Here is a 12516-nt window from a genome sequence, read left to right on the forward strand (position 1 = left end):
CCCCACCATGCTTCCCATCAGCTTCGACGGTTGCGCCGGCTGGCTGCACCTGCCGGCGGAGGGACGGGCGCGCGGGCGCGGCGTGATCATCTGCGAAAGCTTCGGCTATGAGGCCCTGAGCACCCAGCGCGCCACGCTGGTGCTCGCCCGCACGTGCGCCGAAGCCGGGCTGCCGACGCTGAGCTTCCATTATCCGGGAACGGGGGATTCCGCAGGGGAAGAAACGCCGGGCCAGATCGAGCGCTGGATCGCCAGCATCGGCGCGGCGGCGGCTTTCCTCAAGGCGCAGACCGGCCTTGAGGATATCGCCCTGTGCGGACTGCGCCTTGGCGGGCTGCTAGCGATCGAGGCGGCGCAGACGTTCGGCGGCATCTCCGCCCTGGCGCTCCTCGCGCCCGTCCTGTCGGGAAAGACCTACGCCCGTGAGCTTCTGCTCAGCGGCTCGATGGTGCCCTCACGCGAGGGCAGCCTGCCGCCCGGCTGGCGGGAGTTCCTCGGCTATCGGCTGCACAATGATGATCTCGCACGGCTGCGGATTCTGGACGGCGAGGCCCGGCTCGGCAGCCTTTCCCATGTGCGGGTGCGGATCGCTTCCCCAGCCGCCCGGCCCGCGGCGCTCCCCGCGGACATCGCGTGGGGGCCCTTCCAGCACCATGACGGCCTGGCGCAGCATGCGCAGGATCTGATGCTTCCGCTGTGCGCCTTCCGCGAGACGGCGGCATGGCTCGCCGAGGGAGCGGCAGGCGCGGCGGTTCCACCAGTTCCGCCGGCCCGAGAGGCGCTGGAGGTCGCGCCGGGTCTTCAGGAGCTCGTGCTGCGGCTCGGGCCCGGCGGCCGGGCGCTCGGCATCCTCACACGCCCCGCGCATGTGAAGGCCGACTGGGGAGCGGTGATCCTAAATTCCGGCCTCAATCACCACACCGGCAATGGCCGCAGCGGCGTGCGGCTGGCCCGGCGGCTGGCGGCCCAGGGTGTGCCGACCCTGCGGCTCGACCTCGACAAGATCGGAGATTGCGCACCGGCCGACCCCGACGAAACCGTCGGCTTCCATGATCTCGGCCGCGTGGAGGATGTCCGCGCCGCCGTGGACCAACTGGTGCAGCAGGGCAGCAGCCGGGTGCTGCTCACCGGCATCTGCGCCGGCGCCTATATCGGCCTTCATGCGGCGGCGAACGATCCCCGCATTCGGGCCGCGGTGCTCGTCAATCTCCCCTATTTCTACATTCGCGACGAGGACCCGGCCATTCCGCTCTGGCGCCGCCCGCTCCGGCTGGCGGTGCGCCTCGCAGACAGGACGCGCCGCTGGCGCGCCGCCCTCCTCTGGAACCGGAATCCGGAGTTCGGCCCCGCCTTCTTCCGGCGCCGCTATGTGACGCAGCGGGTGCTGCTGCTCTGGCATTATGCCCTTCTGTCCGTGAGCTGCCGCCTCAAGGGCACGCTCCGGCGCTTCCTTCCCGCGCTTCAGCCGGGCGCCCGCGCCCGCCGCCTGCTACAGGCGCTGGTCGCCCACGGCACGGCCCTCACGCTGGTCTACGGCACGCAGGATTGGGGTCTGGTGGAGCTCGGCATCCTCTTTCCCGACCACCAGCGGGATCTGGTCGATGCCGGATATGCCGACCTGCGCTTCATCGAGAATGCGGATCACACGCTCACCAACGCGTGGATGTTCGATGCCTATGCGCGCATCCTCGAGGAGATGCTCGGCCTACCCCCCGAGGCGCCGGAGGCTGGCAGCCGACAGGCGAGCGAAGAACATCCGGCGTAATCTTCCAAAAGTTGCAATATTTTCGCAAGACACGCTGCCGCGCGATTATTTCGGGACGCGGCGACGCCTAATGGATCAGGTCCATCTGACCCTAGGTCAACAATCCGGCACCCATGTTTCCGAGATGAACGCCGGCAAATAATGGTACAAGCATCGCACGTTGATACCTCTGATTGCTATCACTTGTTATGCTCGGCGATATTCCTGATGAATAGTAGGATCAAAGACGAGCACGTCATCAATCTGTAACGCAGCCTATCTAAGCGCATCGCCAGCACGCGCCATGGTGGGCTCGTATGGAGGGTGAAGTGCGTCGTCTATCGATCGCGTTGTTTTCGTCTACTTTTCTTTTGCCGGCTTACGCCCTGGCGCAGCAGGTTCCCACCTCTCCGCCCGTCAACTTCGTCAACAGCACGACTCCCGCGACCGGCACCACGCTGACCAAGGTGCTCGACGCCTACACTGATCTGATGGTCAACCATCCCGAAGTGATGGTGAAGAACTATCAGACCGTGGTCTCCATGACGCAGAACCGCACGGCGGCGCAGACGGAAGCAGCGATCCGCGCAGACCGGACCTCGCAGGCCTACAACGTGATGAACGGCCTCGGTCCGCTGACGAATTTCTACCTGACGGGCGCCGGCGCCTCCACCTCGGGCACCGCGCCCCAGAGCCTGACCCCGACCACTTATGTCACCGGCACGCTCGCGGACTACCAGCGCGACATCAACTATCTCAGCAATGCCAGCGCCGGCTCCCAGACCTTCGGCAATGGCACGAAGACGCCGCTCGCCTCGGCGGTGAACTTCATCGACAACATCGCCCGCGCCAACGCCTCGACCGAGCCGGCCAAGCGCACGTTCGACCGCTATCAGGGCGCGACCCCGGCCATCAATCCGCTGGACTCCCGCTACCAGAACTACAGCGCCGCCACCAAGACGGGCCTCACCACCGCCGATACCGCAAGCTTCGTGGTGCCGGGCTATCTCTCGCAGTTCACCGTGCCGGCGGCTTACGGCACCGTCGACAACTGGGTGAAGGGCTTCACCGTCACGGCGGCCATGGTGGCGGCCAATGGCGGCCAGCCCATCAGCGTGCCGAACGTCGGCAGCTATGACGCGGCCGGCAACTTCACGCCCACCCTGTTCAATGTGGGCGACTACGTGCCGGGCATCGGCACCTCCCCGCGTCCGTTCCGCGTCACCAGCGCCGTGAACATCCCGACGCTGCTCTACCAGCGCATCAACGGCACCAATCCCTATGCGGACGGCGGCTTCCCGAGCGGCCATACCAATTCGGGCTATCTCCAGTCCTACGCCGTCGCCTTCCTCGTGCCGCAGCGCGGCCAGGAAATGCTGATGGCGGCCTCGGAGCTCGGCAACAACCGCATCCTCGCCGGCATGCACTCGCCGCTCGACGTGATCGGCGGCCGCATGGAATCGAGCGCCATCGTCGCCACCAACATCTACGGCGCGCTCTATGATTCCACCGGCAACCGCCTCGACTGGACCAATCCGGCCAATGCCTCGGCCTATGCGGTCTATCAGGCCTATAACGACACCCAGAACTATCTCGCCGCCTCCTGCAATGCGGTGAGCGTACAGGCCTGCATCCAGCAGGCGCAGGCGGCAGGCTTCGGCGCGACCGATCCGCTCGCCTATTCGGCCGCCAACAAGGCGCTCTATACGGCCCGGCTCACCTATGGCCTGCCGGTCATCGGCCCGGTGAAGGCCATGACGGCGGCGGACGTGCCCGTTCAGGCCCAGGTGCTGCTGCTGACCCGCTTCCCCTATCTGAGCGACGCGCAGCGCACCGAGATCCTCGCCACCACCGCGCTGCCCTCCGGCTATGCCCAGCTGAGCGGCAACACCTATGATGGCTGGGGCCAGCTCAACCTCTACGCCGCCTTCGACGGCTATGGCGCGTTCAACAGCCAGGTGAACGTGACCATGGACGCGAGCCTCGGCGGCTACAACGCGGCCGACGCCTGGCGCAACGACATCACCGGCACCGGCGGCCTCACCAAGGGCGGTACGGGCCAGCTCACCCTCTCCGGCAACAACACCTACACCGGCCCCACCGTCATCAATGGCGGCTACCTGATCGTGAACGGCTCCATCGTCTCGCCGACCACGGTCAACTCCGGCGGCACGCTGGGCGGCACCGGTCGGGTCGGCAACGTGACCGTGAACGGCGGCGGCACGCTCATGCCGGGCACGCTCGGCAGCGCCGGCACACTCACCGTCAACGGCAACCTCGCCATGGCGGCCAATTCCAAGCTCCTCATCACCGCCACCCCCACGGCCACGAGCAACGTGCAGGTGAACGGCACCGCCACCCTTCAGGGCGGCACGGTACAGGTGGGCGCCACCGGCACCTTCCTGCCCTTCACCCAGGTGGCGCTCATCAGCGCCACCGGCGGCGTGAACGGCCAGTTCGCCGGCGTCACCACGAGCGGCTCGAACCTGACGTCCGCTCTGTCCTATGACGCCAAGACCGTGACGCTGACCATGAACCGCACGGACGTGAACTACGCTACCGTCGCGGCCACGGCCAATCAGCGCAGCGTCGGCGCCGCCCTCAACGCGGCGGCGCCCTCTGCGGCCACCGCCGCGGCCGGAACGCTCGTCAACGGCGTCTTCCTGAGCAACCAGGCGTCCGCCGGCCTTGGCCAGGCGGCTCTCGACAGCGTCAGCGGCGCGGGTCTGACCGCCAGCCAGGGCGCGGCCCTCCAGGCCACCTCCGCCTTCACCTCCAACATCCAGGACCAGCAGGACACCTGGTTCACCTACGGCCGCACCGCGCCGGCAGCGTCCGCGTCGTCCCCGGCGCTGAACTATGCCGCCGCGCCGAAGACCAAGTTCCCGCCCGTGAAGGCGGTGCCGGCGCCCGCGCCGGAACAGCGCTGGAACGTGTGGGGCGGCGCCTTCGGCAGCACCACCAGCATCGACAGCGCGCCCGGTCTCACCGGCCAGAGCAGCACCACCTGGGGCGGCCTCGTCGGTCTCGACTATCGCGTGCAGCCGGACTGGCTGGTGGGCATCGCGCTCGGCGGCTCCACCTCACAGTTCAGCACCACGAGCCTCAACACATCGGGCACGGTGGATGGCGCGCACATCTCGCTCTACACCACCTATGCCCTGCCGTCGGACAGCTATGTGCGCGGCGTCTTCACCTTCAGCGGCTTCTCCAATGATGTGAAGCGCGTCGCCGGCGGCGTCGGCGCGTTGGCGGCCGAGAACGAGAAGGGCAGCTTCGACTCCTACGAGGCGCGGGTCCGCGGCGAAATCGGCAAGCGCTTCGGCTTCGGCGCCTTCGGCGTCACGCCGTTCGCCGCCATGGAGTTCGCGACGCTCAACAGCTCGGCCTTCAATGAAGTCAACAGCCAGACCGGCACCGTGGGCAACCTCAGCCTGCAGGTGAACGGCCAGAGCACGCAGAGCGCCCCGCTCTTCCTCGGCACCCGCTTCGATGCGGCCATGCCGATGGACGGCGGCCGCGCCCTGCGGGCGGATGCGACGCTCGCCTATGTGCACGACTTCTATTCCGACCGCAGCCTGACCAACAGCTTCGTCGCCCTGCCCGGCAGCAGCTTCCTCGTGCAGGGCGTGAGCCCCTCGGCGGATGCGGTGCAGACAAAGGTGGGTCTGGAGTTCGGCGTCACCGCCAACACGGCGGTCTTCGCCAACTTCAACGGTCTGTTCTCGGACAACAGCACCAGCTACGCGGGCTCCGGCGGCCTGAAGGTGCAGTTCTGAGCTGACACGTGTTGCGCGCGGGCCAGTCCCGCGCGCAGCCTCCTGATCCCCTTCAGACGAAAACGCCCGCCGTCCGGCTCCGACAGAGCTGAACGGCGGGCGTTTCTTTGGGCTGGTGCCGGCAGGCTCCCCCGAACGCCGAGCCTAGATCCAGTCGAGGAACCCCGGCGCGTCCCGCAGCGGCTTGGCTTCGGCGAGCGCAACGAGATCGGGCACCGGCCGGCACAGCAGAGGCTCGGAGGCGCAGGCCTCCTCCAGCGCCGCCGCCACCGCCAGCACCTGCGCATCCCCGCCACGCCGCCCGACGATCTGGAGACCGAAGGGCAAGCCCGCCTCGTCCCGGCCGAGCGGCAGGCTCACCGCCGGATGGCCCGCCAGTGTCACCGCATAGGCGAGCGCCAGCCAGTGGTAATAGCTCTGCGTCGCCACCCCATCGATCTCGGTGGGATAAGATTCCGACCAGGGCCGCGGGCTCAAGGTGATGGTCGGGCTGACCAGGACGTCATGCTGCGCGAAGAAGGCCTGATAGGCGCGATAGATGCGGGTCTGCGCAGACGCGGCGCGGGCGTAATCGGAGAGGCTGTAGGTGAGCGCCTCCTCCAGATTGGCCCGCACGAGCGGTCCATACATGTGCGGATGGGTGCGATAGCCCGCACCATGGCTGGCGAGGAAGTTGGAGGCCCGCAGCACGGCGAAGGCGTCGTCCGCGCCGGTGCAGTCGGGCGCGGCCTCCTCGACCTCGGCGAACAGGGACGAGATCGCTCCGACGCGGCTGCGGAAGACGCGGCGGATGTGCTGCTCCGTCGGCGCGAAGCCGAAATCATCGGTGAAGGCGAGCTTCAGCCCCTTGAGGGCGACAGGGGGGAGAACCCAGCGCTCCGGGCGGCCGCGCACCGGCTCGTCCGGCAGCGTATAGGCCAGCGGATCGCGCGCGTCGTCGCTCGCCATAACGGAGAGCATGAGGGCGGTATCCGCCACGGTCCGCGCCATCGGGCCGTCGGTGGCGAGCGGCGACCAGCCGATCGCCCTTTTGTCGCTGGCGACCAGACCGGGGGACGGGCGCATGCCGACGATGCCGCAATAGCCCGCCGGATTGCGCAGGCTGCCGCCCATGTCCGACCCGGAGGCGAGGGGCGCCATGCCGCAGGCAAGCGCCGCCGCCGAGCCGCCGGACGAGCCCGCCGCCGATCGGGTGAGATCGAACGGATTGGCCGTGACGCCATGCACCGGATTGCGGCTGTTCGCCCCCGCCGACCATTCCGGCGTGTTGGTCTTGCCGATCAGGATGGCGCCGGCGTCCCGCAGGCGGGCGATGCAGGCGCCGTCCTGCGCCGGCACGTGATCGGCATGGATGGGGCTGCCATAGGTGGTGCGCACGCCCTTGAGGTCCTGCGCGTCCTTCACCGCCACCGGGATGCCGTGCAGCGGGCCGAGGTCATCGCCGCGCATCACGGCGGCCTCCGCCTCCCGCGCCGCCGCCCGTGCGCGGTCCGCATCGAGCACGACCATGGCGTTCACGGCCGGATTGATGAGCGCGATCCGCGTCAGGCAGGACTCGAGCACTTCGACCGGCGAAATCTCCTTGGCACCGATGCGGCGGCGCAGTTCGATGGCGGTCAGGTCACAGGGAGCGGTCATGGGCGATCCGGGCGCAGGAAAAGGCTGCGGAAGATCATAGAAGTCATTGTCCGGCTTGCAATTTATCCGCCGCTGAATGTGGGGGCAGTGCACGTCCAAATGTTGGGCGCCCCGCCCGCGGGGGCGCCAGAAATGGCCGGAGCGACACCTGCAGTTCTTCTTTAGCAGAACTCTAAATCATTGATGTTGCTGAAAAACCCTCCCGTGAACTATCGTCGGTCCAGCTTCCACGATCCCTGCTTCCCCTTCGCGTCATGTCGCTCGCCACCGATATCCCTTCCGAGCTGATGCTGGCTTATATGCGCCAGTGGCGGGAGCTGCGCGGCCATCTGGCCCGCCGCGTGGGATCGCGCGATCTCGCCGACGAAGCCTTGCAGGAAACCTGGCTGCGTCTCGCGGGGATGCGGGAGCAGCCGGTGGGGGTGCGGGACAACCACGCCTTCCTGCTGCGCATCGCGGGCAATATCGCCATCGACCTGCTGCGGCGTGAGCGGCGCCACGCCATGCGCTGCATCAGCGATGAGGCCGTGCTGCGCGAGATTGCCGATCTCGCGCCTTCTCCGGAGGCCTATGCGCTGCACCGGGACGAATTGCGGGCGCTGGTGATGGCTCTGGCCGAGCTGCCGGCCAAGCCGCGTGCGGCGCTGCTGATGAACCGCTGCGACGGGATGAGCCATGCGCAGGTCGCCGCCCGTCTGAAGGTCTCGGAGAGCATGGTCGCGAAATATCTCGCGCAGGCGCTGCGGCACTGCCGTGACCATCTGCGGGCCATGGGCTGAGGGCGGCCCCATGCCCCGCTCTCCGCGCCCCGAGCTTGCCGACATCGCCCTCAGCGACGAGGCCATCGAGTGGATGGTCCGCCTCCATTCCGGCCGCAGCCCGCCGGAGGAGCGCGGCGCCTTCACCCGCTGGCGTGCCCAGAGCGCCGCCCACGAGGCAGCCGCCGCCGAGGCCGAGGCGCTCTGGCATGGGCTCGGCAGTGCCGGCGCCGGCCTCAGGGCAGAGCGCAGGGCGAGCCGGGCCCGGATCACTCGGCGGGCGGTCCTCGGTACCGGCGCGCTGGCCGCACTGGGGCTTGCGGGCGCGGGCACGGGGCTGTGGCCCGGCGGGCCGAGAGCGGACTATGCCACGAGCGTGAACGAGACCCGCGAAATTACGCTGGCCGACGGCTCCCGCGTGCTGCTCAACGCCAGCTCCGCGCTGGCCGTGGACTTCTCCCCCGCCACCCGCCGCCTGACGCTGATCGCGGGGCAGGCCCTCTTCACGGTGACGCCGGATGCCGCCCGCCCCTTCATCGTCGGGGCCGCAGACGGCTGGACGCGCGCCGTCGGTACGCAGTTCGACGTGGACATCCGCAGGGAGGCCACCGTCGTCACCGTGCTGGAAGGCCAGGTGTCGGTGGGTGTGCAGGGTCCCCTTCCTGCGGTGACATTGCTCGCCAACGAGACCGTACGCTACGGCGCCGGCACCCTCGGCCGCCCCACCGCCATCGACGCTGCGCATGCCACATCCTGGCGGCGGGGAAAGCTGATCTTCGACCGCCGGCCGCTGGCGGATGTGGTGGGCGAACTCCAGCGCCACACGCGCACGCGCCTTGTGATCGCCTCCGGCAGCGTCGGCGCGCTGGAAGTGACCGGCGTGTTTGACCTGAACGACCCGCTCTCGGTGCTCGACACCATCGAACAGACCCTGCCGGTGCGGGTCGTGCGGCTGCCGTTCGTCAGTCTCATTCTTTAGAATCCTGAAAAAGAGCAGGTACTCAGCAGAAAAGCACGCCGGGGCGCTGCAAGCCCGCAGCGATCGTTTCGTCCTTGCCTCGAACACATGCGACCGGCCGCGCCGGCGCGATGCACGGATCCGGAGGACGATGATGGGCAAGCTGACGGCAGGAGCAGGATGCATGGAGCGGCGGCGCTGTGGTTGGCTGGGCTCGGTCGCCCTCGGGCTCCTGCTCGCGGCAGGTAGCGCCGGCACCCCGGCGCGGGCGCAGGCACCGGCTCCCGTCGCCTACAGCATTCCCGCGCAGGATCTCGGGGCGGCCCTCACGACCTTCGCGGACAAGGCCGGGCTGCGTCTGCTTTTCCCCTCCGATCTCGTGGCGGGACGCAAGAGCCCGGGGCTCTCCGGCACCTATTCCCGCGACATCGCACTCGCCCGCCTCCTGCAGGGCACGGGCCTCGTCTACCGCTTCATCAGCGCCAACACGGTGACTATCAGCGCCCCCGCGGCGCAGGGAAGCGATGCGGGCGGGACGATCCTGCTCGATACCATCGACGTGGCCGGCAAGGGGGACGACCAGCAACTGGTGGCGCTGGCCACCTCCGCCGGCACCAAGACGGACACCCCGCTCATCGACATTCCCCAGTCCATCAGCGTGGTGACGCGGGCGGAGATGGACCAGCGCGGTGTGCAGGATTTCAACAGCGCCGTCGCCTATACACCGGGCGTGCGCGTGGTGGACTATCCTGGCGGCCAGGGCATGCCGGACATCTACCTGCGCGGCTTCCGTGCCATTGACCAGGCCGCCTTCTACCGGGATGGCCTGCGCGGCGGCTTCAACGCCTATGATGCCGACGTCGAGACCTACGGGCTGGAACGGCTCGACGTGGTGAAAGGCCCGGCCTCCGCCCTTTATGGAGCGGGCGTACCGGGCGGCCTCGTCAATGCCGTCACCAAGCGCCCCACGACCTATAATGTGCGGGAGATCGAACTCCTCGGCGGCAGTTTCGACAGGCTTCAGGGGGCGTTCGACATCGGCGGCCCGGCGACGCAGGAAGGCACCGTTCTCTATCGCCTCACCGGCCTCTGGCGCGACAGTGACACACAGATCAACTACTCGCCGGACAACCGCATCTATTTCGCGCCGGCCGTGACGTTCCAGCCCACCGGCCAGACCAGCCTCACCCTCCTCACCAGCTACCAGAAGACGGAAAAGGGCGGTTCGGAGCAGAGCCTGCCCATGGCCAACACGGTGTTCGCCACCCCGGGGACGCCGAAGATCTCGCCCAGCCTCTATCTCGGGGCACCGGGGCTCACCAACTGGACAGTGGAGAACCTCTCGGCAGGCTACGAGTTCAAGCACGAGTTCGACAGCGGCTGGAAGCTGACGCAGAACGCGCGCTACACCCATTCCGACGTGGATTACGTCTCCTCCTGGGGTTCGGATGCGACGCTCGCCGTCGTGGACGGTCAGTATATCAATATCGGCGTTCAGCAGCGGCCGAAGACCTCCGACAGCTTCCTCATCGACACCAACGTCTCGCGCAAGTTCGCAACCGGCCCCATCGGCCATGACCTGCTGTTCGGCGTGGATGCGGGCTATTACAACTCGACCGAGACGCGGACCAATTCCACCAACTACAACGCGCTGAGCATCTTCACCCCGAACTACAATTTCGCCTATGCGTTCGGCCTGCCGTGGTCGGACACCCAGAGTAAAATCACCCAGATCGGCTTCTACGCGCAGGACCAGCTCTCGCTGGGCAACTGGCGGCTGACGCTGAGCGGACGGCAGGATTTCGTGCGGGACGAGGAATACAACTTCAACTCGCGTACCCTGCTGGCCGATTTCGGCTTCACTGACACCAAAAGCGTCGCCACCGACTCCGCCTTCACCGGCCGCGTCGGCCTCGGCTATAGGTTCGATGCCGGCGTCACGCCCTATGTCAGCTATTCCACCTCCTTCCAGCCGGTGGCGGGCACGGACTACAACGGCAATGCCTTCAAGCCCACCACGGGCGAGCAGTATGAGGCGGGCATCAAATACGAGCCCACCGGCTGGCGCGGCATGTTCACGGCGTCGGTATTCCAGATCACCCAGCAGAACGTGCTGACGAACGATCCCATCAACTATGGCTACTCGGTGCAGGATGGCGCGGTGCGCTCGCGCGGCCTTGAGCTGGAAGGGAAGGCCAGCCTCACCGACAATCTCGATATCGTCGCCTCCTACACCTACCTCAACGCCAGGGTGACGCAGGACAATCCCAACGAGAGCGGCGTTTCCAAGGTGGGCACGGTACCCGCCGGCGTGCCAGAGAATGCGGCGTCCCTCTGGGCCTATTACACCTTCCGCGATGGCGCGCTGAACGGCCTCGGCGCGGGCGCAGGCGTGCGCTACATCGGCAGTTCCTATGCCGTGATGAACACGACCTCGGGCACCCAGATCAGCGTGCCGGGCTACACGCTGCTCGATGCCGCCTTGCGCTATGACCTCGGAAAGCTCGACCCGCGGCTGAAGGGCGCCACCCTCTCGGTCACGGGCACCAACCTGCTGGACACCGAATATTACACGCCCGGCTTCTACTGGAATTCGGTGCTCTACGGCACGCGCCGCACCGTCTATGGCACGCTCGCCTACCGCTGGTGAGAGGCCTGCCTCGCCGGCAAATCACCGGCGAGGCATTCCGAAATCGCGCGGGCGCGCTATGTATGGAGCATGAGCCTTTAAGGGACAGCCCCATGACCGAGCACCAGCGCAACGTTTCCGCCACCATCGACCCGGTGAAGCTCGACCGCCTCGCGCAGGTGGCCGTGAAGGTGGGCCTGAACCTCCAGGAAGGGCAGGACCTCTTCCTCACCGCCCCCATCGCCGCGCTGCCGCTGGTGCGCCGCATCGCCGAGCATGCCTACAAGGCCGGCGCCGGCCTGGTGATCCCTCTGTTCTCGGACGATGAAATCACCCTCGCCCGCTATCGCAACGCCCCCGACGCCAGCTTCGACCGCGCCGCCGGCTGGCTCTATGAGGGTGTCGCGAAAGCCTTCTCGCAGAACACCGCGCGCCTCGCCATCGTGGGCGACAACCCCATGCTGCTGTCGGGCGAGGATCCGGCCAAGGTGTCCCGCGCCTCGAAGGCCAACTCGCTGGCCTACAAGCCGGCATTGGAGAAGATCGCCGGCTTCGACATCAACTGGAACATCGTCGCCTTCCCGAGCGTCGCCTGGGCCCGGCAGATGTTTCCCGATGTGGCGGACGACATTGCCGTCGCGAAGCTCGCGGATGCCATCTTCGCCGCCTCCCGCGTGGACAATGACGACCCCATCGCCAACTGGACGGCCCACAACGCCGCCCTGCGCACCCGCACCGAATGGCTGAACGACAAGCGCTTCTCCGCGCTCCACTTCACCGGCCCCGGTACCGATCTCGTCGTCGGGCTGGCGGACGGGCATGAATGGCAGGGCGGCGCCTCCATGGCCAAGAACGGCATCGTCTGCAATGCCAACATTCCGACCGAAGAGGTGTTCACCACCCCGCACGCGCACCGGGTGGAAGGCCATGTCTCCAGCACCAAGCCCCTCTCCTATCAGGGCACGCTGATCGACAACATTCAGGTCCGCTTCGAGGCGGGGCGCATCGTC

General features: G+C 67.6%; 7 protein-coding genes (1 of these 7 only partly in view). 6 read left to right on the top strand and 1 reads right to left on the bottom strand.

Annotation, left to right across the window (positions count from 1 at the left end):
• Positions 1–7: 7 nt before the first annotated feature.
• Positions 8–1765, top strand: a complete 1758-nt coding sequence (locus tag AZC_RS22690; protein ID WP_012172947.1) for an alpha/beta fold hydrolase — start codon at positions 8–10, stop codon at positions 1763–1765.
• Between the two features lie 350 nt (positions 1766–2115).
• Complete coding sequence (locus tag AZC_RS26340) at positions 2116–5523, top strand: autotransporter domain-containing protein (protein WP_052286048.1); 3408 nt, start codon at positions 2116–2118, stop codon at positions 5521–5523.
• A gap of 144 nt (positions 5524–5667) precedes the next feature.
• On the opposite strand, the gene AZC_RS22700 is transcribed toward AZC_RS26340, so the two are convergent.
• Positions 5668–7161 (bottom strand): amidase, encoded by a 1494-nt coding sequence (locus AZC_RS22700; protein ID WP_012172949.1) that lies wholly within the window; start codon positions 7159–7161, stop codon positions 5668–5670.
• A gap of 254 nt (positions 7162–7415) precedes the next feature.
• Between AZC_RS22700 and AZC_RS22705 the strand changes: the two genes are divergently transcribed.
• The 4 genes from AZC_RS22705 to AZC_RS22720 form a co-directional block, all read left to right on the top strand.
• Complete coding sequence (locus AZC_RS22705; RefSeq protein ID WP_012172950.1) at positions 7416–7940, top strand: RNA polymerase sigma factor; 525 nt, start codon at positions 7416–7418, stop codon at positions 7938–7940.
• Between the two features lie 10 nt (positions 7941–7950).
• Positions 7951–8898: a FecR family protein gene (locus AZC_RS22710; RefSeq protein WP_012172951.1), complete on the top strand. Its 948-nt coding sequence runs from the start codon at positions 7951–7953 to the stop codon at positions 8896–8898.
• A gap of 163 nt (positions 8899–9061) precedes the next feature.
• Positions 9062–11527, top strand: a complete 2466-nt coding sequence (locus tag AZC_RS22715) for a TonB-dependent siderophore receptor (RefSeq protein WP_043879769.1) — start codon at positions 9062–9064, stop codon at positions 11525–11527.
• Positions 11528–11619: 92 nt separating this feature from the next.
• Positions 11620–12516, top strand: the 5' portion of a protein-coding gene (locus tag AZC_RS22720) for an aminopeptidase (protein WP_012172953.1). The gene runs 360 nt beyond the window's last position; only the first 897 of its 1257 coding nucleotides appear in the window; it begins with the start codon at positions 11620–11622; its stop codon lies beyond the right edge, outside the window.

Source organism: Azorhizobium caulinodans ORS 571 (genome assembly GCF_000010525.1).
Lineage (GTDB): Bacteria > Pseudomonadota > Alphaproteobacteria > Rhizobiales > Xanthobacteraceae > Azorhizobium > Azorhizobium caulinodans.

Coding starts and splice junctions, on each gene's coding strand:
- AZC_RS22690 (WP_012172947.1), top strand. CDS start 8: ATGCTTCCCATCAGCTTCGACGGTTGCGCCGGCTGGCTGCACCTGCCG.
- AZC_RS22700 (WP_012172949.1), bottom strand. CDS start 7,161: ATGACCGCTCCCTGTGACCTGACCGCCATCGAACTGCGCCGCCGCATC.
- AZC_RS22705 (WP_012172950.1), top strand. CDS start 7,416: ATGTCGCTCGCCACCGATATCCCTTCCGAGCTGATGCTGGCTTATATG.
- AZC_RS22710 (WP_012172951.1), top strand. CDS start 7,951: ATGCCCCGCTCTCCGCGCCCCGAGCTTGCCGACATCGCCCTCAGCGAC.
- AZC_RS22715 (WP_043879769.1), top strand. CDS start 9,062: ATGGAGCGGCGGCGCTGTGGTTGGCTGGGCTCGGTCGCCCTCGGGCTC.